Source organism: Compostibacter hankyongensis, from assembly GCF_039541075.1.
In the GTDB taxonomy this organism is placed as follows: domain Bacteria; phylum Bacteroidota; class Bacteroidia; order Chitinophagales; family Chitinophagaceae; genus Compostibacter; species Compostibacter hankyongensis.
This window is the reverse complement of record NZ_BAABFN010000022.1, coordinates 128,373-151,083: the sequence shown is the minus strand read 5'-3', so window position 1 is coordinate 151,083 and position 22,711 is coordinate 128,373. Positions and strand designations below refer to the sequence as shown.

Genomic DNA, 22,711 nt, shown 5'->3' with positions numbered 1-22,711 from the left:
CAAGATTTCCGGTTTGTTGATCAATTGAAAAAGACAAAATATCTACAGATGAAAAAGATACCATATCTCATCATAGCCGCGGCGCTGCTCCTTGGAAGCTCCTGTAAGAAGTTCCTCGAGGAAGAGCCCACCGGCTTTATTACCCCCAATACGCCCCTGTCCAGCGAGAAGGTGGCAAGAGCCCTGGCGAACGGCCCCTACAGCAGCATGCAGGGCTTTCTGGCCGGTCAGCCTTCCTCCTACGGTGGCAATACCTGGAACCTGATGGAATTCATGACCGGGAAATCCAACAGCGATCTGGGTCAAACCGGCTTTGTGAATTTTCAGACACTTACTTACAATTCAACTTCCTTTTATTTTGATACCTGGTGGCAGCAGATGTACCTGGGTATCGGAAAATGTAACCTGGCCCTGCAGAAAATACCAGATATAACTGCTCCGGGTTTGACGGACGAGGCAAAGACCAATATGCTGGCCGAAGTACATGCCCTGCGGGCATTGTATTATTTCTTCCTGGTGCGGATGTATGGGGCCGTGCCAAAAGTTACTGAGTTGCCCAAAGACCTGAATGGCCTGAACCTGCCCCGCACCCCGGCCAAGGCCATTTACGACAGCATCATCATTCCAGACTTGCTCACAGCGGAAAAATCCACCCTCCCCTGGCGGGATGAAGGAGGACGTATCTCCATGGGGGCTGTGAAGTCCATCCTCGCGGATGTATACCTCACCTATGCGGGGGCGGCGATCAAAGGGGGTAACCAGTACTATGCCGAGTCGGCCAAGCGCTCCCTGGAGGTCATCCAGAAAGGGGGATATACGCTGTTCCCGGAGTATACCGATATGATCAAACCGGCGAACAAAAACAAGGGAGAATTTATACTGCAGGTGCAATATGCGGCCAGTGTACCTTCTGTTAATCCGCTTACTCCGTTGAATGTCCCCAACTATTCGGGTATCTCTGCGTACGCGGATGAGTATGGCTCGGTATTTCCCACGGATCAGTTCATCAATTCATTCCCTGCCGGAGACAAGCGTGTGGCAGAAAAGCAGTTCTTCTATACCAGTTATAAAAAGAAAGGTTCCTCGGAGATTATCACTTTCAAACACCATTATATCTACAAGTGGTTTGATGTAAATGCAATAACGGAAACTGCCAAGTCCGATCTGAACTATACCTTGTACCGGCTGGCGGATGTGATGCTGATGTACGCAGAAGCTTCCAACCGGGCCGGAGGCGGTCCCAATGCGAATGCTATCAAGTACGTCAACCAGATCAGGGCCCGGGCAAAGCTGGCGCCTATTGTTGCAATGGGCGAGACCGCCTTTGAGCATGAGGTATGGCTGGAGCGCTATTTTGAACTTTGTTTTGAGAACAAGATGTGGTTCGACATGGTCCGCACCCGCAAGGTGCATAACGATGTGACGGGCAACTGGGATGACTTTGTCGGCCATAAGACCGTCTGGGGAAAGGCCTTCCAGGAAAAGAACCTGCTTTTCCCGATACCCAAGCATGAATCGGATATTAACCCGAATCTGCTGCCCAATAACCCGGGGTTTTAAAGGGGATAATATTTTTATGGCAAAGCGGTCTCGCCTCGGCGGGACCGCTTTTGTATGTAAAGAAGTCTGCTTGCCGGATATCTTTCTGTATCCGTGGCTGTATTTCCTATTTAGCGGAATCCCTTACATTTGCCGCATAGGGTTTATTTCTATGGAGCAACCATTATCGGCACTTTCGTTTGACAATACGGAGGATGCTTTTGCCTATAAAACGGACAAGGCACTTCGTAAAGCCGGCTGGATATTTTCAGCCATGCACTATCCCTGGCTGGTAAAGGCAGGATCCCGGTTTATACGTATGGCGTTGAAAGCCGGTCTGCCTGTGACCGGTCTGATACGGGAAACCCTCTTTGCCCAGTTCTGCGGCGGGGAATCTCTTGAGGGAGCCGGCCGTACCGCAGGAAAGCTCGGACAGTTTGGCGTGGGGGCGGCGCTGGACTACGGCGTGGAAGCGGCTGAGGGGGAAGAAAATTATGATCGCGCCGTACCCGAATTCATCCGGGCCATCCACTACGCATCGGGGCAACCCAATATTCCCTTTATCAGCATTAAGATTACCGGATTTTCTCGCTTTGGATTGCTGGAGAAGAAGCACAGCGGCGCTGCGCTCTCCGTAGCAGAGCAGCAGGAATGGGAACGCATACGTAAACGCATATACGCTGTTTGTAAAGCGGCTGCCTCAAAAAAGACGGGCGTGCTGATCGATGCGGAAGAAAGCTGGATACAGCAAGCAGTGGATGAGCTGGCGGATGAAATGATGTCCACCTTTAACCAGCTGGAACCTATAGTATACAATACCTTCCAGCTCTATCGTCACGACCGGCTTTCCTTTCTGGAGGAATCGTTTGAAAAAAGCCGTCATGCCGGTTATATCCTGGGCGCCAAGCTGGTGCGGGGCGCTTACCTCGAAAAAGAGCGAAAGCGGGCGGCTGCGCTCGGCTATCCGTCTCCCATACAGCCGGACAAAGCCGCTACCGACCGGGATTATAACCAGGCGGTCCGGTTTTGTATCGGACATCTCGAAGGGCTTTCCCTTTTTATGGGTACGCACAATGAGGAAAGCTGCCTGCTGGGCGTTGCGCAGATGCAGGAGAAGGGATTGCCGGCCAGCCATCCGCATGTGCATTTTTCACAGCTTTATGGTATGAGCGACAACATCACCTTCAACCTGGCTAAGGCCGGCTTCCGGGTTTCCAAATACCTGCCCTACGGACCGGTTAAAGAGGTGTTGCCCTATCTCATACGGCGGGCCCAGGAGAATACTTCCATTGCCGGGCAGACCGGCAGGGAGCTCGGCCTTATCCGGAAGGAGATCCGGCGGCGGAAAGCGTCAATAGTCAGTAGTCAATGATTTCGGACTCCTGATTTGGGGTTTGCGGTTGGCCCTATGCCGGTTTCCTACGGTATGATGGATGTGAACAGATATGTGGCAAATATCACGAGCAATACAATGCCGTAAAGCAGGTTTGTTTTGCCGGTGATCAACGACAGCATCACCGTAAAAATAGAAAGCAGCAACAAAACGGTCGATCCTGTATTGATGCCCAGTAAGATGGTCGAGCCGCCGAATACAGAATATATGCCAACAGCCGGAATGGTCAACCCGGTGCTGGCCAGCGCAGACCCGAGCGCAAGGTTCACGCTGGTCTGAAGGCGGTTAGCCCTGGCGGCATTGAATGCGGCAATGCCTTCCGGAAGCAATATGATCATGGCGATGATAATGCCGACCAGCGACTGGGGCGCCCCTATTTTAGTCACCCCCGCTTCAATGGCAGGGGATAAGGCTTTCGCCATCAATACCACTGCTCCCAGGCAGATCAGTAACAAGATCAGGCTTACAAGGGTTGTCCGGTTATTGGGCAGGGCCGCATGATCATCCGCTGTATGGCCGGAGGGCAGAAAGTAATCCCTGTGACGGACAGACTGTACGAAGATAAACCCTGCATAAAGGACAATGCATATAATGGAAATGAAGATGAGCTGCGCTTCATGATACACCGGTCCGGGTGTGCTCTGGGTGTAATTGGGGAAAACCATCGTCAGCACCAGGATGGAAGATAACGCAACCAATGCAGATGTGGCAGAATGCTGGGTGATGGATTGCTCATGAAATTTTATCCCTCCGGTTAAAAGGCAAAGACCGACAATGCCGTTTAAGATGATCATATTGGCGGCAAAAATAGTATCCCTGGCCAGGCTGATGCTCTGTTCCCCTCCGGACGACATTAAGGTTATAATCAACGACAGCTCAATAATGGTAACGGCCAGCGCAAGGATTAAGGTGCCGAAGGGTTCCCCTACGCGGTGGGCGATTACTTCCGCCAGATGTACGGCCGCCAGTACAGCGGTGATCAATACTATGGACAGGACGATAACGAATAAAATACCGGAAAACGACCCTTTAAGGAGGATGAGTAGCCATGCAATAATGGGAGTAAGAATGATCCAGTAAGGAAGGGAGAGGTTTTTCATCCCTACTAAATTAATTCTTTTCCCTGAGGATGACAATTTTTCCGGTACGGATCAGAGATGATTGAGGGAGGTAGCTCACTTCTTCTTGTAGCTGAGCTTCACCGGCACCACACCATCGCGCAGCATGCCTATTCTCCGGGCTGCTTTTTTAGAAAGGTCGATGATACGCCCGTTTACGTAAGGGCCGCGGTCGTTGATCCGCACCTTTACCGTACGCCCGTTTTTCAGGTTGGTGACTTTTACCTTCGTGCCGAAGGGAATGGTAAGACTGGCTGCCGTACGTTTATGCTGCCGGAAAATTTCCCCGTTGGCCGTCCGCCGTCCTTTGAACATATCCGCATAATAGGAGGCATCTCCCCGCTGCACGATACGGGGACTGCAGGCCGTGCCCAGGCAGAGCATTCCCGACGCCAGGAAAAACCAGCGGAACGGCGAGCGAATTGATTTATTGTCAGCATAGGTACGCATGGCATGCCTTTACCGCCAAAAGTATGCCGAATCCGGCAGACTTCGACCGGCATTCGCCTTCAGTTCGTAACTTCACCGCCGTAAATGACGAATATCATATCATGAAGCACAGCTCCGGCCTTATTTTGTTTTGGATCATGGCGGGCCTTTTTGTAGCGGGTATTGCCGGTTGCAAACGGACGGCAGAAAATTCTGTAACGCATTTTTATATTGTCCGGCATGCGGAACGTTATCCCGGCTTTGAGGGAAGTCTCACCTGGTACGGACGCCTGCGGGCAGGCGATCTGATGCGAAAGCTGCAGGATTCCGGCATCGGGAAGATCTATGTGACCCCTTTTGTCCGTACCGTGCAGACCGCGGATTCGCTGCGGCTGCTGCAGCGGATCGATACGGCATGTTACCTTGCCGATACCAGCGGCCGGGATCTGCTGCGCAGCCTGACGGTGCATAAGGATTACGGAAAGCGCATTCTCATCGTCGGCCATGCCAATACGCTTCCCGGCATCCTCCGCAGCCTGGGCGTGAAAGAGCCGCTGCCCGCCTTCCCCGATACGGTTTACAATCGCCTATTTGAGGTGGTCAATGATCACGGAAAGGTAAGTCTGCGGAGTTCATCGTATGGGCGTCCTTCGTTGCCGCCGGCCCCCGCTCCCTAAAAGGGTCAAAGGTGAAAGGTCAAAGGCGAAGGGCATCAATGATTTGGTAATTTGATGATGTGCTGATTTATTTCGTGCATAATGATCTTTAGTGGTCTCAATGAACGCTCTGCGTTTGATGATTACCTCAAACCGGAAACCAGAAACCTCAAACCAACAAATTCAAATCAGCAATGGGAAATCTTCAGTGCAGCATACCGCGCATGATCATGGCGGCGATACTGCAATAGATCACGATACCGACCACGTCCACCAGCGTGGCCACGAAGGGAGCGGAAGAGGTGGCCGGATCCGCCTTGAACTTCTTCAGCACGATGGGCAGCATGGAGCCGATAAGGCTGCCCCAGAGGATCACCCCGATGAGGGAAAAAAATATGGTCAGGCCCATCAGTATCCAGTGAGGGCCGTAGTCATGAATATGCAGCTCCTGCCACAGCAGCACCCGGATGAATCCGATAGCCCCCAGCCCCATCCCCAGCAGTAAACCGGAAATCAGCTCCCGTCGCATCACCCGCCACCAGTCGGCCAGCCCGACTTCTCCCAGGGCCATGGCCTGGATGATCAGGGTGGAAGCCTGGGAGCCGCTGTTGCCCCCGCTGGACATGATCAGGGGGATGAACAGGATCAGATCGGCGACGGACAGAAAGATGCCCGTTTCCTGGTAATGCTGCATGGCCGTTGTGGTGAGCATCTCACTGAGAAAAAGGATGATCAGCACGCTGGCTCGCTTCCTTACCAGCCGGGACAGGGCGATATCCAGATATGGCTCGTCGAGGGCCTCGGTACCCCCGATCTTCTGGATATCCTCGGTGTATTCCTCGTTGGCCAGCCACAGCACGTCGTCGATGGTGACGATGCCCAGCAGGATATCCTGCTCATCCGTCACCGGCAGGGCGACCCGGTTTTCTTTCCGGAATACATTGATGGCTTCCTCCTGGCTGTCGCTGACGCTAAAGGCCGTAAAGCGGCCGTCCATCAGCGCGCTGATCTGCGTGGCGGGATCTACCAGCAGGATCTCGCGGATCCGGATATCGTCCATCAGCTTGCCGTATTCATCCACGATGTAAATAACATCGATCGTTTCGCTGTCCTTGCCATGCTCCCGGATATGGTCCAGCACCTGCCGTACCGTCCAGCCCGGCTCCACGTCCAGGTAATCCGGCGTCATCAGCCGGCCCACGCTGTCTTCCGGATAGCCCAGCAGGGAAAGGGCTATCTTCCGCTCTTCCGCATTCATGAGCTTCAGCAGCTCTTTTACTACGGGGCTGGGCAGTTCGCTCAGCAGGGCGGTCCGGTCGTCCGGCGGCAATTCGTTGATCAGCTCCGCTACCTTATGGCCGGGGAGCGATTTGATAATACGTTCCTGGGTGGGAAAATCGAGGATCTTGAAAGCGCTGACGGCGCGCTTGACGGAAAGATTGGAAATAATAAGGTTCTCATACTGCGGATACTCGTCAATCAGTTCCGCAATATCCATGATCAGTTGTTCATCGAGCAGCTCCTGCAGGCCGGCAGAGCTGCCTTCCTCCGCCAGGGGGAGGAATATCTCTGTCAGCATTTCGTTTTCCATCGTCCATCGCTGAAAATAACTTAAGGTGGCGGCAATATATGCCAAAAGCGCCGCAATTTACTTTAACTTGCAGAAACGAACAAAACTTTTGTGTTTCCGCGATCCCCCTCTTTATGATACCCAGATACAGTTTATTACCTTTGCCCGTATTACCCCAGCGCAAACTATAGCATATGAAAATAAAACCTTACCTCTATGTCCGGGAAAGCAAAGGAAAAGGACGGGGTGTTTTTACAAAAGAAGCGATCAACAAGGGTATCCTTATCGAAGAGGCCCCCGTGCTGGTGCTGAGCGACAAGGACACGGTAAAGGCGCTTAAAACGCATCTGTATAACTATCTTTTTGACTGGTCGGGCAAGCACCGCTCCTGCGTGGCCCTCGGGTGGGCGTCGCTATACAACCATTCTTATACGCCCAACTGTGCGGGAGAATTTGATTTTAAAAAGAAAGTGATGAAGATAAAGACCATCCGGAAGATAGAGAAAGGGGAGGAGCTGTTCATCAACTATAACGGGGCGGCTGAGGACGAAAGCCCGCTCTGGTTCAAGGTGAAAAAGCAGCGCTGAGCATGACCCGGATCGGGCTTTTGTCGGACACGCACGGATATCTTCATCCCGGGATATTTTCCCATTTCGGAGCAGTAGATGAGATATGGCATGCCGGCGATATCGGAGGAGGCGTGGCGCTGGCAGACCAGCTGGAAGCTTTTAAACCTTTCCGTGCCGTATACGGCAATATAGACGGTGCGGAGATCCGTATCCGTTATCCGGAGGATCTGCGCTTTACCCTGGAGGGGGTGGCGGTCTGGATGACCCATATCGGCGGTTATCCCGGACGCTATGCCCCCCGCGTGAAACCCCTCATCCATGCCCGGCCCCCGCAGCTGTTCATCAGCGGGCATTCCCATATCCTGAAAGTAATGCCCGATAAAAAGCTGAATCTGCTGCATCTCAATCCAGGCGCCTGCGGCCTGCAGGGCTGGCATAAGGTACAGACCCTCCTGCGTTTTGCCCTGGATAAGGGACGCGTGGAGCAGCTGGAAGTAATCGAACTGCCACGGCTATGACGGAAGAGAAATTTAACATGTTCCGCAACAGGCTGCAGAAGGTGGCCCGGCATATCAACCGCCAGGCCGGCCGTCAGCAGATCAGCTGTTACCGCATCTACGATCACGATCTTCCTGAATTTCCCTTTTGTATAGACCGGTATGGCCAGGCCCTGTATGTGGCCGAGTACCGGCGCCGGCATGCGCTGGATGAAACGGAATATGAGACCTGGCTGGAAGGCAGCCTGGACATCATCTCGGAAGTGCTGGGAGTGCCACGGGAGATGATTTTCCTGAAGGAGCGGCGCCGTAAGGAAGGCCGCGAAGGCCAGTACCAGAAAACCGCTGCGGCGCATCATGATTTTGTGGTGGAGGAGGCCGGGCTGCGGTTCAGGGTCAACCTCAGCGATTATCTGGATACCGGTCTTTTTCCGGATCACCGTATTACCCGGGCTATGGTCCGGGAGGAAGCGGCCGGGAAAAAGATGCTGAACCTCTTCTGCTATACGGGTGCCTTTTCGGTATATGCCGCCGCGGGGGGAGCGGCAGAGGTCACTTCGGTGGACCTGTCCAATACCTACCTGCGCTGGGCGGAAGATAACATGCAGCTCAACGGACTGCTGGATCCCCGCCGGCATCATTTTATCCGGGCAGATGTCAAGCAATATCTGGCCTCCCTGCGCCCCGGCATGTTTGACCTGGCGGTCATGGACCCACCTACCTTCAGCAACAGCAAATCCATGAAGGACTTCCTCGATATCCAGCGCGATCATGTTACCCTGCTCAACCAGGTCCTCCGCGCCATGCGTCCCGGCGGAGTGCTTTACTTCAGCACCAACTCCCGGAAGTTCCAGCTGGACGCCCTGCAAATCCGGGCCAGGGCCATCCGGGATATTACGGCCGCTACCACGCCCTTTGACTTCCGGAAGAAGCTCTTTCGCTGGTGCTACCGTCTGGAAGCATAAAAAAAGTCCCGTCCTGCCTGTGGTGCATTGTGCCGGTACGGCACACGCTGAGGCGGAACGGGACCCGTTGTCTTTTCTGCTTGCGGAAAGCTTATCCGGCAAATTGTTTCCGGATAAGATTCAGCGCGCTGCCGGCCTTGAACCATTCGATCTGCTGCGCATTATAAGTATGGTTGGCCTGGAAAGTATCGCTGCTGCCGTCCTTATGATGCAGGACTACGGTGAGCGGTTTGCCGGGTGCGAATGCCGTCAGTCCCGTTATATCGATGATATCGTCTTCCTGTACTTTTTCGTAATCGTTCTTATCGGCAAAGGTGATTCCCAGCATACCCTGCTTTTTCAGGTTGGTTTCGTGTATACGGGCAAAGGATTTTACCAGGATAACGCGTACGCCTAAATGACGGGGTTCCATAGCGGCATGTTCGCGGCTGGAGCCTTCGCCGTAATTTTCATCGCCCACCACTACGCTGCCGATGCCGGCGGCCTTGTAGGCACGCTGTACCTTGGGCACTTCACCGTATTCCCCGGTAAGGACATTCTTCACGCTGTTGGTCTGGTCGTTATAGGCATTTACCGCACCGATGAGCAGGTTGTTGGAGATGTTGTCCAGGTGACCCCGGTATTTCAGCCAAGGTCCGGCCATGGAGATATGGTCGGTCGTGCATTTTCCTTTGGCCTTGATCAGTAGCCGGAGATCTTTCAGGTCGTTCCCGTCCCAGGCAGGGAATGGCTCCAGCAGCTGCAGCCGCTCTGAGTCCGGGGATACGATCACCTCTACATGGCTGCCATCCTTGGCAGGGGCGACATACCCGGGGTCTTCCACGGCAAAGCCGCGTGCGGGCAGCTCTTCGCCCCGCGGTTCGTCGAGCATCACCTGCTCGCCCTTTTCATTCGTGAGGGTGTCCTTCAGCGGGTTGAAGGAGAGCCGGCCGGCCAGGGCAAAGGCGGTGACGATCTCGGGGGAGGCCACAAAGGCATGGGTGGAGGCCAGCCCGTCATTGCGTTTGGCGAAGTTCCGGTTAAAGGAGGTGACAATGGTATTTTTCCGGGAAGGGTCGTCGATATGACGGGCCCATTGCCCGATGCAGGGGCCGCAAGCGTTGGCGAGCACTATCCCGCCGATGCTGTCGAAGTTGGCCAGCAGGCCGTCGCGGTCCACGGTATAGCGTACCTGCTCCGAGCCCGGGGTAATGGTAAATTCGCTTTTGGCCTTCAGCCCTTTTTCCTCCGCCTGCCGGGCTACGGATGCTGCCCGGGTGATGTCTTCATAGGAAGAGTTGGTACAGGAACCGATAAGGGCTACCTCCACCTCGTCCGGCCAGCCATTGGCTTCCACGGCTTCTTTCATCTTGGAAACGGGCCAGGCCAGGTCCGGGGTAAAAGGACCGTTTACATGCGGTTCCAGCTCGCTCAGGTTGATCTCGATTACCTGGTCGTAGTATTTTTCAGGTGCTGCATATACTTCGGCATCCGGACGGAGGTGCTCGCGGATCTGGTCTGCCAGGGCGGCTACTTCCTCGCGGCCGGTGGCTTTGAGATAGGCGGCCATCTTATCGTCATAGCCGAAGATGGAACAGGTGGCGCCGATCTCGGCTCCCATATTGCAGATGGTACCCTTTCCGGTGGCGCTGAGGCTATCCGCCCCTTCGCCGAAATATTCCACGATGGCTCCGGTACCGCCTTTTACGGTCAGGATACCGGCCACTTTCAGGATGATGTCTTTGGGAGAGGTCCACCCGCTCATCCTGCCGGTCAGCTTCACCCCGATCAGCTTGGGCATCTTGAGCTCCCAGGGGAGGCCGGCCATAACGTCCACTGCATCCGCACCACCCACGCCGATGGCGACCATACCCAGACCGCCGGCATTGGGGGTATGGGAATCGGTACCGATCATCATACCGCCGGGGAAGGCATAGTTTTCCAGCACTACCTGGTGAATGATACCGGCTCCGGGCTTCCAGAAGCCGATGCCGTACTTGTTGGATATGGAGCCGAGAAAATCGTAGACTTCCCGGTTGACCGAGAGCGCTTTTTCCAGATCGGCATCTGCGCCGGTCTGGGCCTGTATGAGGTGATCGCAGTGTACGGTGGAGGGCACGGCTACCTTGTCCCTCCCGCAGGTCTTGAACTGGAGCAGCGCCATCTGGGCCGTAGCGTCCTGCATGGCCACACGGTCCGGACGAAACTCTACATAGTCTTCCCCGCGCCTGAACGCATGGGAGGTATGATTGAATAAATGAGCATACAGGATCTTTTCGGACAGGGTAAGCGGCTTCCCTGTCAGCTTACGCGTTTCACCCACCTGACCGGGTAATGCGGCGTAAACCTTTTTAATCATTTCAATATCAAAAACCATGGAAAAATGAAAATTAACAGTTAAAAATGCTGATACAAAGGTATAAAAAATAAGGTGTTTTATCCCGCGCTTTCCCGACAGGCGGCAGTAACCTGTCCGGCAGCCCGCGGAAGGCTGCGGCGTGGCTGCTCTGCCGGGCATGAATTTTGATAAAAAAGGAAAAAACCATAATTTCGGGTCATGAACCGCTTTAAGGACTTTATGGAATGGCAGGCCTTCGGCGTGTGCGCTGCCATCGGCGAAAAGATGGGAATAGCTACTTCCCGTATCCGCATGTGGTTTATTTATATTTCCTTCCTGACCATGGGCTCTCCCCTTATCGTATATATGGTGCTGGCTTTCTGGATGAATCTTAAGAGATACATCGCATACGCCCAGCGCAATCCCCTCCGGTGGTTATAATAACCGTATTTCAAAAACCTGTTTTATCTTTGCGCCGCGCTGATTTCCGGCGCGCGGACGAGCGGCCCGGAAGGGCGCGCAGGCCGTGTTTCACCCTATCTTGAAAAAGAACAATCAACACCGCATGAAACGAGTAGTTGTAACAGGAACAGGAGCGCTTACCCCCATCGGGAACAGCGCCGCCGACTTCTGGAAATCGCTGGTAAAAGGTGTGAGCGGAGCCGCTTCCATCACCAAGTTTGACGCTTCCCGGTTCAAAACACGCTTTGCCTGTGAGCTGAAGGATTTTGATCCTCTGCAGGTTATTCCCAAAAGCGAGGCCAGGAAGTACGACCTGTTCACCCAGTATGCGCTGATCAGCGTCGCGGAAGCCGTTGAGCACGCCGGAATAGATTTCGACACGCTGAACCGCAACCGTATCGGCGTTATATGGGGTTCCGGCAACGGCGGCATCCAGACCTTCCAGGAGCAGGTGAGCGAATTCGCCCGGGGCGACGGCACTCCCCGCTTTAACCCTTTCTTTATTCCCAAAATGATCGCCGACATTGCCTCGGGGGTGATCTCCATCCGGTATAACCTGCGGGGAATTAATTTTACTACCGTATCTGCCTGCGCTTCTTCCAACAGCGCCATTATCGACGCTTTTAACTATATCCGTTGGGGTAAGGCCGATATGATCATCACGGGCGGCTCGGAAGCTCCCATCAACGAAACCAGCATCGGCGGTTTTAACGCCGCCAGGGCCCTTTCTACAAACAATGAAGATCCGGCCGGCGCTTCGCGTCCCTTTGATGTGGGGCGCGACGGCTTTGTCATGGGCGAAGGAGCCGGCGCCCTTATCCTCGAAGAATATGAGCATGCGCGGAAACGCAATGCCACCATACTGGCCGAAGTGGCCGGTGGCGGTATGGCTGCCGATGCCTACCATCTTACCGGTACACACCCGGAAGGAGAGGGAGCCTATCTTGGCATGATGGCTGCGCTGGAAGATGCCGGTCTGCAACCGACGGACATCGACTATATCAATGCGCACGCTACCTCTACCCTGGTGGGCGACAATACCGAGCTCACCGCCATAGAGCGGCTGTTCGGGGAACGCCCTGCCGTGCATATCAGCGGTACCAAGTCCATGACCGGTCACCTGCTGGGCGCCGCCGGCGCCATAGAGGCCATTGCCTGTATCGGCGCCCTGCAGGAAGATACTATCCCGCCCACTATCAATACCCGGGAGGTGACGCCGGAGTTTGCCGGTTTCAATCTTACGTTGGGAAGCGCGGTCCAGACACCGGTGCGCTGCGCCATGAGCAATACGTTCGGGTTTGGCGGGCATATCGCCACTACGATTTTCAAAAAGGCGGACCGTAACGGCAAATAACCGGTTACGGCGGCGGACGCAATACCGGCTTCTCCGGGCTTATGATACGGCCTTTTTGCCGAGGATCCTTTTCAACCAGTCTGTTTTTTCGTCCTCCAGGTATCCGTATCCGTAACCGCCGTATCCATAGCCGCCGTACCCGTTATATTTGGCATGGATGTCGTTTACCACCAGGTAGACATTCTTTAACTTGCCGGAATCCCTTAGCTCATTTAAATGTTTTAACTGTAGTTTGTGGGTTCGCCCGATCCGGGCCACATATAAGGTAATATCGGTGAATTTTTCGATGATCAGGGCATCGGATACCAATCCTGCCGGGGGACTGTCAATAATGATATAATCAAAATTCTCCTTGAGTTTGTCGATCAATATCCCGAGTTTCTCATTCAGCAGCAGTTCAGCGGGATTCGGAGGGATGGGTCCTGATGAAATTACAAAGCAGTTCTTGTTAAAGGAGGATGGCCGGATAATTGACCATATATCATCATGATCCCCGCCGGCTATATAATTGCTGTATCCGTAATGATTATTCATGCCCAGATAGGATGATAACTTTGGCTTACGAAGATCCAGCTCGATCATTACCACCTTTTTCCCGCTTATGGCGAGCGTGTTGGCAAGATTGGCACTGAGAAAGGATTTTCCTTCCTCTCCCATGCTGGAGGTGAACAGGATAACTTTCTGGACTGCGTCATTTCTGATCAGGAATTGGAGATTCGTTCTCAGGTTCCGGAAATGCTCTGAGATGGCGGAACGGGTTTTTTCGTGAACCACAATGTTTTCTCCGTAATGGTTATGGCTGATCTCCCCGACAACAGGGATATCCGTTACCTGCTCAATATCGGCTTTGTTCCGGAGCTTTACATGCAAGGCTTCTCTCAGCTGCAGACCGATAATAGGGATAATGCAACCTGCCAGGACTGCGAAGGCGTAGATGATCTTTTTTTGGGGTTTGAACGGATAACGGTCGCTTTTTGCATTGTCGATGATTCTTGCATTGGATAATGTAGAGGTTTTACTGATCGCCGTTTCTTCCTTTTTCTGCAGCAGAAAAAGATAGAGTTGTTGCTTTACATTTTGCTGACGGGAGTAATCAATAAATATCCTTTCTTTTGCCGGAACGTTCCGGAGCTTGCGTTCCAGGCCTGCAAAGTTATCCCCGATCCGGTTTTTTGCTATGATAAGCCCGTTTTTATAGGCAGACAATCCTTTCAGCAGATTTTTCCGGGCATTGCTGATCTGCAGGTCGAGGTTCTCCAGGGCGGGATTATGGCTTGTCAGGGAAAGCGACAGCCTGTCTTTTTCCAGCAAAAGCGTATTATACTGGTTTACTGCGGTGGAAAAGGAGGGGTCCGGAACAATTAATGAGGTAGGGACAGTCTGTTCATTTCCCGGCTTGCTGAGATAACGCTCCAGGTCTTCCGTAACTGAGATCTGTATTTCCTGCTCGTTCAGTTTATCAAAATAACTGCTGGCGTTTCCTATCAGCGTTTTTGATTGTTCTTCTATATCCGCCAGGTCGTTTCTTGATTTGTAGCGTTCCAGCTCTTTTTCAACGTTTTGCAGTTCATTGCTGACCATGGAAAGGCGGTCGTCTATAAAAGCCAGCGTGCTGTTTGCCGTTTTTACCTTATTCTGCAGGTTTGCATCCAGATAGCAGTCTATAATCTTTTGCAGGACAGCTTCTCCCTTTTCCTGGTCCGGATAATCCAATACCAGATCTATTGTTGTCGCCTGTTTGTCTGAAAGGGAAGCTTCAAAATTGTCGGAGAGTTCTTCTACGGCTTGTTCTGCGGGCGTTACAATCACCAGGTAATTGTCGGACGCTTCGTCAGCCGTGATCTGTCTGGGCTTGAATACAAGCGTATATTCTTTCAGCCTGACGGAGTCCATCCAGTCCGTAGTTATATCAATATTTTCTTCCTCGTTGACAAGGTGCAGCTTCCTGTTTTTTAAGATATTGACTTTATATTCCGAGGTTTGCGTGACCGGGCCCTTATACCGGATACCGGTTTCAAAAGGCGCTTGCCCGTACAGCTCGAGTGTGGCCAGTCCGTTTTTCCGGTAAGTCGTTATGTTCAGGTGCATATCGTTGACGACCTCTGTCATGAGGCTGCGGGAGTTCAGTACCTGGACTTCATTATTGGCATTGGGTGCGAAAGATCCGAGGTCTGTAAGTTGGTTGTCTGCCAGAAATCCGAGGCTTCCGGAGAGCCGGTCCGGCTGGTCTTCTACCAACATCTTTCCCGTTATCTGCCAGACGGGGCTGGCATATTTCAGGTATAGAAAGGCTCCCAGGATAAAGATCGCGATACTGGCAAGTATAACCGGCCAGCCGGAAAGTATTCTCCTGAAAATGAGACTGAAATCGATATCATCCGGTGAGCGGACATTCCGTTTGGTCCGGCTGGTTTTATAGCTGTATGTCGTCATAGGGATAGCAGATAAGTCTATTTTAACAAAACGATCAGTACCGATGCGATAGAAGTAAGCAGGCTGATATTCCTGACCCAGGCGACATCTGTATTGGCCACCTTGGATCGTGTTGGCTGAACATAAAGTATGTCATTTTGCTTCAGATAATAATAGGGAGAAGATATCAGGCTGCTGTTGCTCAGGTTCAGACGTACGGCTTCGGTTTTGCCGTTTTTTTCTTTTCTCAGCAGTAAAACATTTTTCCGTTTTCCGTACAGGGTAAGGTCGCCGGCATATCCAATGGCGTCGAAAACAGAAACCCTTTCATTGGGTATGATGTAGGAGGAGGGGCGGTTGACTTCTCCCAGCACGGTAACCCGGAAGTTGGCAAAGCGGATGGTTACGCTGGGATTTTTGAAAAACTCCTCTGCTTTATGACGTACGACCTCACGGGCCTGATCTGTGGTGAGGCCGCTTAACCTCACCTTACCCAGCACGGGAAGCTCGACAAAGCCTTCCCTGTTTACCAGGTATCCGCTGATCAGTTGCTGGGTGATGCTGTTGCTTGTGCTCTGACCATTGGCGGGGTTGGGCAGGTTGCCGCTGTTAATAACGGCTGTAGCATCCGGATCGACGGTATTCACATTGATAACGAGGATATCGTCGGGGCCGATGACAGGTTCCTTAAAAGGAGCTTCCTGCAGTTCTACTACATGGATAGAATCCCGTAGGTTATGGAAGTAGGTAACTTTTTGAGTAGAGGAGCAGGAGAGCAGTTCCAGGCAGGAGACAATACCGGCGCTGAACAGGAGAGTAGTCGCACTGAATATCCTTATATGCATGATCCTGAGGGGTTAATGATGATCTGAGCGCAGCAATCCCAATACAAATTACTATAAATAATATGTAATAATTAAAAATTAATTTAATGTTATATCCTGTTGTTGAAAATGAGAAAAATATGTTTAAAAATTATTGTTAAAATGGATGATTTTATGAGTTTTGTTTTACAAAGATAGCAATTATTATCTATTTTCTAAAATGGATCGAGAAATCATTTTTAAATTAAACTATTTTATATCTGATAATATTTGTTGATTTTAGTTTGAAAAATCCGTATTTTTGTATTGATATTAATAGATAGAATATTTATTAATATTATTGAAAAGCACAAAAGCATTCCTCAAAGCCAGGACTTATGAAGATTCTTGTTACCGGATGCGCAGGATTTATCGGGTTTCACCTGGTGCAGGCCCTTCTTCACCGGGGCGAAACGGTGGTGGGTATTGATAATATTAATGATTATTATGATATCAATTTGAAATATGACCGGCTGGAAGCCTTGGGTATCGGCCGGGAGCATATTTACTGGTATAAGATCGTTGAAGCGGATAAAAGCGGTTTTCGTTTCTGCCGGATCAATCTCGAAGATCGGCGGCAGCTTCTCCGCATATGTGAAAAAGAAGGTTTTGATGTAATTGTACATCTGGCAGCTCAGGCCGGAGTGCGGTATTCCATTCAGCATCCGGACACTTATATACAGTCCAATCTGGTGGGGTTCCTGAATATTCTGGAGGTATGCCGTGAGATCAAAGTCCGCCATCTGGTATATGCAAGCTCCTCCAGCGTATACGGGCTCAATGAATGTATGCCTTTTTCAGTACGGCATAATGTGGATCATCCCGTATCGCTTTATGGCGCAAGCAAGAAAAGTAACGAGCTAATGGCCCACGCTTACAGCCATTTGTTTGGGATACCTACTTCGGGGCTTCGTTTTTTTACCGTGTACGGGCCTTGGGGACGTCCGGATATGGCCTATTTCCTGTTTGCGGAAGCCATAACGAAAGGCGAGCCCATAAAGGTATTTAACCATGGTGAAATGAAACGTGATTTTACTTATGTAGATGATATCATTCGGGGACTCATCTGTGTAATGGACGAGCCGGCCGGAAAAAATGCGGCATGGTCGGGGCAAAAACCCGATCCCTCTTCATCTTCTGCCCCTTACAGGATCTATAATATCGGTAACCATACGCCGGTCAGGCTGCTCGATTTCATAGCAACGCTTGAACAGCAGCTGGGTAAGGATGCCCGTAAAGAATTTGTGGATATGCAGAGCGGGGACGTCCCTGCCACCTGGGCGGATGTGGACGACCTGATCGAAAATTTTGATTACCGGCCCGAAACGCCGGTAGCGGAAGGGCTGAGCCACTTTGTCGGTTGGTATAAGTCGTATTACAAGATCTCTTAATGCAAAATCGATCTGCTATGGATTCCGGACTTATGAACGTTGCCGCAGACACAAACATCATGAAGGTTTCCAAAAGGAAGCTGGTGGGAACCGTACAGGTGAGTGGGGCCAAGAACAGCGCGCTCCGGCTCCTCGCCGCTTCTCTTTTAACCGATGAGCCTGTAGAGCTTTATAATTTCCCCAATGGCCTGCTGGACGTCCAGGTCCATCTGGAGATGCTGATGCTGCTCGGAAAGGCCGTGCTGCCTGCAGACCGTTATGTAAAGATCACCGAAGATAATTACCGTATCTCAACTTTTCTGGATTGGCCGGGTCGTTCGATCCGGAATACCCTCCTGATTTTAGGCGCGCTGACAACCCGCCACGGAGAAGGGCGGGTGCCGCTGCCCGGCGGATGCAAGCTGGGTGAACGGAAATATGATCTTCATGTTATGCTGCTGGAAAGAATGGGGGCGGAGGTCTGGGAAGAAGGGAACTTTTTATGCGCGAGGGCGAAATCCGGCCGGTTGCAGGCAAACGATATCCATTTGCCGATCCGGTCTACCGGCGCCACCGAGAACAGCATCATTGCCGGCAGCCTGGCCCGGGGGACCACAACGGTATGGAATCCGCATGTCCGCCCCGAGATCCTTGACCTCATCAGGATGTTGAATAAAATGGGTGCCCGTATTACCGTGCACGGCCAGAAATGTATTGTCATACATGGTGTGGAACGACTCGGCGGTGTAAGGCACAGCGTTATCGCCGACAATATGGAAGCGCTCACCTGGGCCATAGGCTCCGTGATCACCGACGGGGATATCGAAATTCAGAATTTTCCTTTTGAAGATCTGATGGTGCCGATGACCTTTCTGAAGGAGAGCGGTATGAAGGTTTTCCGGGGAAGGGATTCCCTGATCGTCAAGGGCGGCGCTCCCTATCCTGTGGAGATCAGCACCGGATCTTATCCGGGTATTAATTCTGATATGCAGCCGCTTTTTGCGGTATATGGCGCCCAGTCCTCCGGGGAGTCAAAGATCGTCGACCTCCGTTTTCCCGGCAGGTACGGTTACGCCGGTGAGCTGGCCAAGATGGGAATGGACTGTTTTATCGACAATGATCTGCTGATCATCCGCGGGGGAAAGCCGCTTACGGGAACCCGTGTAAAAGCGTTGGACCTGAGGGCGGGCATTGCTCTGTTCATGGCCGGGCTGACAGCCGAAGGCGAAACCCTGATCGAGGATGCCTGGCAGATAGAGCGGGGATACGAATACCTGGAAAAGAAACTGGAAAACCTGGGTTGAATGGAAAATATCGGCTTAAAGGAAACGGTGGGGGCGATAAGGTCCGATCTCAAAAAACACGGAGCAAATTCCTTTTGGGCTTCTTTTCGGACCTACTGTTTCAATCCGTCTTTCCGGTTGATATTGAACTACCGGATCGGCAGGTTTTACATACAGAAGCGGAGTCCCGTATTCAAACTGTTGGTCAGATATTATGCTTATAAGCAGGTCGTCAGGAGGAGCTGCCAGATCTCATACCGGGCCGATATCGGTCAACGCGTTTTCTTCCCGCATCCCCTGGTTATCGTGATAGGCGAGTACGTAAAGATAGGCGATGATGTGAGCATCTGGCACGGCGTTACCCTGGGCAGCCACGGAAGGAAGGAGATGAACTGCGAGTATCCGGTCATTCTTAACAGGGTCAGGCTATATGCCGGCAGCAAAGTACTGGGCGCGGTGAGGGTCGGAAATGATGCGGTAATAGGGGCTTCTGCAGTGGTCAATATTGATGTGCCCGATGCGTCAGTCGCGGTCGGAATTCCGGCAAGAATACTTTGATCATGAAAAGATTCATACAGGATTTTATCAAGGTGATGTTCAGCAAGGCCGGCGTCATTCTCTTTAACCTGGGTAATGCTGTGGTCGTCGCCCGGGGGCTGGGTCCGGATGCCAACGGGCTGATCGCCGTGCTGGTAGTGTACCCTACCCTGTTTATGACGGTGGGTTCTCTGGGGATCAGCCAGGCGACGACCTATTATGTGGGGAAGGACATGTATGGCCTGGGTGATGTCAAACGTGCCATAGTGCAGTTGTGGATACTTTCCACGGTGTTTTGCCTGGCGGCCTGTTTTATCCTGGTCAGGTACTTCAGCGACGGGGGAGAGAACCTTGTGCAGGTGATGCTGGCCATAGCTCCCGTTCCTTTTTGTCTTTTCAATACTTATAGCTCCGGCATCTTCCTGGGCAAAAAGCAGATCGGGCTGTTCAACCGGATTGAATGGCTGCCGCCTCTTTTTGTATTCCTGCTGAATATTCTTTTTGTATACGGCCTGAAACTGGGAATTACAGGCGCACTGACGGGCCTTGCCGCCGGACCGTTCATCATGACCCTCGTTTTATTGTTAAAGAACGATTTTATCCGTTTTTTTTCCTGGAAAGTTAATTATGTTATAGCCAGATCGATCCTTTCATTGGGGATTGTCTATGCAGTGGCCCTGCTGATCGTCAACCTGAATTACCGGGTAGACGTCGTTATTATGGATAAGCTGAGCACGAAGTATCAGTTAGGGATCTATTCCAAGGGGGCGGCTTTAACCGAATATTTATGGCAGATCCCGATGTTGTTCAGCGCACTGATCTTTTCCCGCAGCGCAGGATCAAAGGATCCGATGCAGTTTTCGCGGCAAATTGCCCGTCTGCTCCGGATGGCCATTATCGCTATCGGAGCGGCGTCGGTTGTTCTGATGGTTTTTTCCGCCAAGATCATTGTTTTGCTGTTTGGGGACGCTTATGCAGAAAGCAGTTCCGTATTACGTGTGCTGGCGCCCGGGGTACTGTTGCTCACCGTTTTTAAAATTCTGAATATGGACCTGGCGGGCAGGGGAAAGCCGTGGATTTCCGTTAAAGCCATGCTTCCCGCTTTGGTTGTAAATGTTATTTTAAATCTTATGCTGGTGCCCGGTTACGGGGCCTATGGCGCTGCGCTGGCTTCTACGGTCAGCTACGGACTGGCCGCCGTGCTGTTCATCGGGCTTTATGCCAGGGAAGTTCAGCTTCCTGTAAGGAAGATATTGGAGTTTTCCCTGGCTGATTTTCATTTTATGTTTAATCTGACACGTGGATCCAAACTGTTAAAAAATGCGGGTTTTAGACAGACTTGACCTGACGGCATATAACTCCTACGGGGTTTGCGCCGTATGTGCAAAAGCATTCTTTCCTGACAGCGAAGCGGATATCAGGGAACTTTACAGAAGCCGGCCCGATGTTCCGAAAGTGCTTTTGGGGAGCGGACATAACGTCATATTGTCCAGGCAGTTCTATGAGCAGGATTTTGTCATCTTCTCCGGCAATTTCGATTCGGTTGAGATTGGAGGCGATACCATTGTTTCGGAAGCAGGCGCCTTGATGGAAGATCTGAGCATCGTGGCGATGAACAAATCATTGTCCGGCCTGGAAATTTTCTATGATATACCGAGCTCTTTGGGCGGCGCGGTGGTCATGAATGCAGGCGCGGGCGGGGAAGAGATCAAAGATCTGCTGCTTGCTGTAAGGTATTATGATACTCTGAGCGATGAATTTAAGGAAATAGCCAGGGAAGAGATGGATTTTGAATACCGGAACAGCTTCTTTCAGCGGAATCCTCAGATGATCGTTTTGAAGGCAATGCTCCGGCTGATTCCGGGAAACAAGCAAGATATCCTCGAAAAGATGAACCGGATAAAAGCGCAGCGTTCGGCAAAACAGCCCAAAGAATTTCCCAATGCGGGAAGCGTGTTCAAGCGGCCGCCCGGCCGGTATGTCGGACCCATGATAGAGGAACTGGGTTTAAAAGGGTTCTCTTTGGGCGGGGCGAGGGTATCGGAAAAGCATGGCGGGTTTGTCGTGAATTTCAACAGGGCCTGCGGAGCGGATATCGTAAATCTGATTACAGAAATAAGGGCCAGGGTCCGGGAACGGTATAATGTGGAGCTGGAAATAGAGCAAAGGATTATTTAATGTAATAGCATATGGTCTATAAGCCCAGGGTATCCGTGATATGTGGATATTATAATAAAGAGGATGAGGTTGACCGGTCTGTCGGGTCGGTCCTGAACCAGTCTTTTCAGGATTTTGAATTCATCGTCTTTGACGACTGTTCAACCGACGCAACATTTGACAGGTTGACAAAATACGGGGCCGACAGCAGGGTCAGGTTAGTCAGATATGAAAAAAATATTGGCTTTGTCAAAGGTATGATCCGGGCGTTGTCTGTTGCTGCAGGGGATTATATTGCCATTCATGGCGCTGGGGATATCTCGCTGGAAAACCGGCTGGAAAGACAGGTTGCCATGCTCGATGAGCATCATGATGCCGTAGCAGCGAGCAGCTTTCATGTGAACATTGATCCCAAAAACGGAAAACGTGAATTGGCCAGGCTGCCGGAAACGCTTGTAATGACCGATTTCCTGAAGATAAACCCGATCTCCCACGGAGGGGTAATGTTCCGGCGGGATGCATACCTGTCCTGCGGGGGATACAGCGAAAGCTTTGTCTATTCGCAGGACCTTGACCTGTGGCTGCGAATGTCGCGGCTCGGTTGCATAAAAGTGGTCCAGGAGCTGTTGTATGAGCGGATCGTCCAGTTTGACGGAGTATCCTTTAAGCCGGATAAATTCGTAAGGCAGGTAAGATATGCTTATCTGGCGAGGAAAATGGTGGGTTATTCTCCGGAACGCCGGAGAATGGTTGAGGATCAATTGAGGGAGTCAGGCATTGATGCGGTAGTGTCTTTAAAATCTGGATATATGCAGAATCTGTTGTTCAAACGGTTTCTGGTCCTGTTCATGAAAAATGAACTTACCGAAACGCACATATTTATAGATGTGGCTGAAGGTATTTACATGAAGTTTTATCTGATGTTGTCTCTTTTGTATAATGTAAAATTGCTTAGATCATGCGCCAACCTGCTTTACCGCCTGCCGGCCTTCCGGTCCTGATGACGATGGGAAGAAAGGGGATGCTGTAAGGTATAAAAAGAGAATATGTTTTTAAGTTACCTTATCCAGGATTTTAGCGCGAACCGCGATAATATCAAGGGTCGGATCGTACTGTTTCTTTTTCGCCTGGGTCAGGTTATCTACAGAAACAGGGTGACAAGGATAATTTTTTTCCCTTATCTGATTTTTTACCGGCTGATGATAGAATGGTTTCTTGGA

Annotated in this window: 20 protein-coding genes; 14 read left to right on the top strand and 6 right to left on the bottom strand. The window is 51.6% G+C overall.

The annotated features are described in order from the left end of the window. Positions 1 to 48 precede the first annotated feature (48 nt). Both ABD851_RS16705 and ABD851_RS16700 read left to right on the top strand, forming a co-directional pair. Positions 49 to 1,560: a RagB/SusD family nutrient uptake outer membrane protein gene (locus tag ABD851_RS16705; protein ID WP_344981441.1), complete on the top strand. Its 1,512-nt coding sequence runs from the start codon at positions 49 to 51 to the stop codon at positions 1,558 to 1,560. 151 nt (positions 1,561 to 1,711) lie between these two features. After that, positions 1,712 to 2,911 (top strand): proline dehydrogenase family protein, encoded by a 1,200-nt coding sequence (locus ABD851_RS16700; RefSeq protein ID WP_344981439.1) that lies wholly within the window; start codon positions 1,712 to 1,714, stop codon positions 2,909 to 2,911. A gap of 47 nt (positions 2,912 to 2,958) precedes the next feature. Here the strand turns inward: ABD851_RS16700 and ABD851_RS16695 are convergent, their stop codons facing one another. Continuing rightward, positions 2,959 to 4,032 (bottom strand): calcium:cation antiporter, encoded by a 1,074-nt coding sequence (locus tag ABD851_RS16695; RefSeq protein WP_344981437.1) that lies wholly within the window; start codon positions 4,030 to 4,032, stop codon positions 2,959 to 2,961. Positions 4,033 to 4,107: 75 nt separating this feature from the next. Then, positions 4,108 to 4,500: a septal ring lytic transglycosylase RlpA family protein gene (locus tag ABD851_RS16690; RefSeq protein WP_344981435.1), complete on the bottom strand. Its 393-nt coding sequence runs from the start codon at positions 4,498 to 4,500 to the stop codon at positions 4,108 to 4,110. 23 nt (positions 4,501 to 4,523) lie between these two features. Between ABD851_RS16690 and ABD851_RS16685 the strand changes: the two genes are divergently transcribed. Then, positions 4,524 to 5,156, top strand: a complete 633-nt coding sequence (locus ABD851_RS16685; protein ID WP_344981433.1) for a SixA phosphatase family protein — start codon at positions 4,524 to 4,526, stop codon at positions 5,154 to 5,156. 184 nt (positions 5,157 to 5,340) lie between these two features. Here ABD851_RS16685 and mgtE read toward each other — a convergent pair whose 3' ends face one another. Beyond that, positions 5,341 to 6,771: a magnesium transporter gene (mgtE, locus tag ABD851_RS16680; RefSeq protein WP_344981431.1), complete on the bottom strand. Its 1,431-nt coding sequence runs from the start codon at positions 6,769 to 6,771 to the stop codon at positions 5,341 to 5,343. A 128-nt stretch (positions 6,772 to 6,899) separates the two neighbouring features. Here mgtE and ABD851_RS16675 point away from each other — a divergent pair, with 128 nt between their 5' ends. The 3 genes from ABD851_RS16675 to ABD851_RS16665 are packed head-to-tail and all read left to right on the top strand — an operon-like array spanning position 6,900 to position 8,736. Further along, positions 6,900 to 7,292, top strand: coding sequence for an SET domain-containing protein (locus tag ABD851_RS16675; RefSeq protein WP_344981429.1), 393 nt, complete (start codon positions 6,900 to 6,902; stop codon positions 7,290 to 7,292). Positions 7,293 to 7,294: 2 nt separating this feature from the next. Beyond that, positions 7,295 to 7,792 (top strand): metallophosphoesterase family protein, encoded by a 498-nt coding sequence (locus ABD851_RS16670; RefSeq protein ID WP_344981427.1) that lies wholly within the window; start codon positions 7,295 to 7,297, stop codon positions 7,790 to 7,792. Then, positions 7,789 to 8,736, top strand: a complete 948-nt coding sequence (locus tag ABD851_RS16665) for a class I SAM-dependent methyltransferase (RefSeq protein WP_344981425.1) — start codon at positions 7,789 to 7,791, stop codon at positions 8,734 to 8,736. The genes ABD851_RS16670 and ABD851_RS16665 overlap by 4 nt, the downstream gene beginning before the upstream one ends. A gap of 91 nt (positions 8,737 to 8,827) precedes the next feature. On the opposite strand, the gene ABD851_RS16660 is transcribed toward ABD851_RS16665, so the two are convergent. Beyond that, the gene (locus ABD851_RS16660; RefSeq protein WP_344981423.1) at positions 8,828 to 11,074 is read right to left on the bottom strand and encodes an aconitate hydratase; all 2,247 of its coding nucleotides are present in this window, start codon (positions 11,072 to 11,074) and stop codon (positions 8,828 to 8,830) included. Between the two features lie 198 nt (positions 11,075 to 11,272). Between ABD851_RS16660 and ABD851_RS16655 the strand changes: the two genes are divergently transcribed. Continuing rightward, positions 11,273 to 11,494, top strand: coding sequence for a PspC domain-containing protein (locus ABD851_RS16655; protein ID WP_344981421.1), 222 nt, complete (start codon positions 11,273 to 11,275; stop codon positions 11,492 to 11,494). A gap of 124 nt (positions 11,495 to 11,618) precedes the next feature. After that, positions 11,619 to 12,869 carry a beta-ketoacyl-ACP synthase II gene (gene fabF / locus ABD851_RS16650; RefSeq protein WP_344981419.1) on the top strand — a complete coding sequence of 417 codons (1,251 nt, stop codon included), beginning with the start codon at positions 11,619 to 11,621 and terminating at the stop codon, positions 12,867 to 12,869. 39 nt (positions 12,870 to 12,908) lie between these two features. On the opposite strand, the gene ABD851_RS16645 is transcribed toward fabF, so the two are convergent. Both ABD851_RS16645 and ABD851_RS16640 read right to left on the bottom strand, forming a co-directional pair. Then, positions 12,909 to 15,302, bottom strand: a complete 2,394-nt coding sequence (locus ABD851_RS16645) for a GumC family protein (RefSeq protein WP_344981417.1) — start codon at positions 15,300 to 15,302, stop codon at positions 12,909 to 12,911. A gap of 17 nt (positions 15,303 to 15,319) precedes the next feature. Then, positions 15,320 to 16,126: a polysaccharide biosynthesis/export family protein gene (locus ABD851_RS16640; RefSeq protein WP_344981415.1), complete on the bottom strand. Its 807-nt coding sequence runs from the start codon at positions 16,124 to 16,126 to the stop codon at positions 15,320 to 15,322. A gap of 356 nt (positions 16,127 to 16,482) precedes the next feature. On the opposite strand from ABD851_RS16640, the gene ABD851_RS16635 reads away from it, so the two are divergent. Genes ABD851_RS16635 through ABD851_RS16610 form a run of 6 tightly spaced genes read left to right on the top strand, consistent with a single transcriptional unit; the run spans position 16,483 to position 22,492 of the window. Then, positions 16,483 to 17,535 carry an NAD-dependent epimerase gene (locus tag ABD851_RS16635; RefSeq protein ID WP_344981413.1) on the top strand — a complete coding sequence of 351 codons (1,053 nt, stop codon included), beginning with the start codon at positions 16,483 to 16,485 and terminating at the stop codon, positions 17,533 to 17,535. 17 nt (positions 17,536 to 17,552) lie between these two features. Next, positions 17,553 to 18,818, top strand: a complete 1,266-nt coding sequence (locus ABD851_RS16630) for a UDP-N-acetylglucosamine 1-carboxyvinyltransferase (RefSeq protein WP_344981411.1) — start codon at positions 17,553 to 17,555, stop codon at positions 18,816 to 18,818. Beyond that, positions 18,819 to 19,355 (top strand): serine O-acetyltransferase, encoded by a 537-nt coding sequence (locus tag ABD851_RS16625; protein WP_344981409.1) that lies wholly within the window; start codon positions 18,819 to 18,821, stop codon positions 19,353 to 19,355. A 2-nt stretch (positions 19,356 to 19,357) separates the two neighbouring features. Further along, positions 19,358 to 20,677, top strand: a complete 1,320-nt coding sequence (locus tag ABD851_RS16620) for a lipid II flippase MurJ (protein WP_344981407.1) — start codon at positions 19,358 to 19,360, stop codon at positions 20,675 to 20,677. Next, positions 20,655 to 21,512, top strand: coding sequence for a UDP-N-acetylmuramate dehydrogenase (murB, locus tag ABD851_RS16615; protein WP_344981405.1), 858 nt, complete (start codon positions 20,655 to 20,657; stop codon positions 21,510 to 21,512). The genes ABD851_RS16620 and murB overlap by 23 nt, the downstream gene beginning before the upstream one ends. Positions 21,513 to 21,523: 11 nt before the next feature. Beyond that, positions 21,524 to 22,492 (top strand): glycosyltransferase family 2 protein, encoded by a 969-nt coding sequence (locus tag ABD851_RS16610; RefSeq protein WP_344981403.1) that lies wholly within the window; start codon positions 21,524 to 21,526, stop codon positions 22,490 to 22,492. Positions 22,493 to 22,711: the final 219 nt, after the last annotated feature.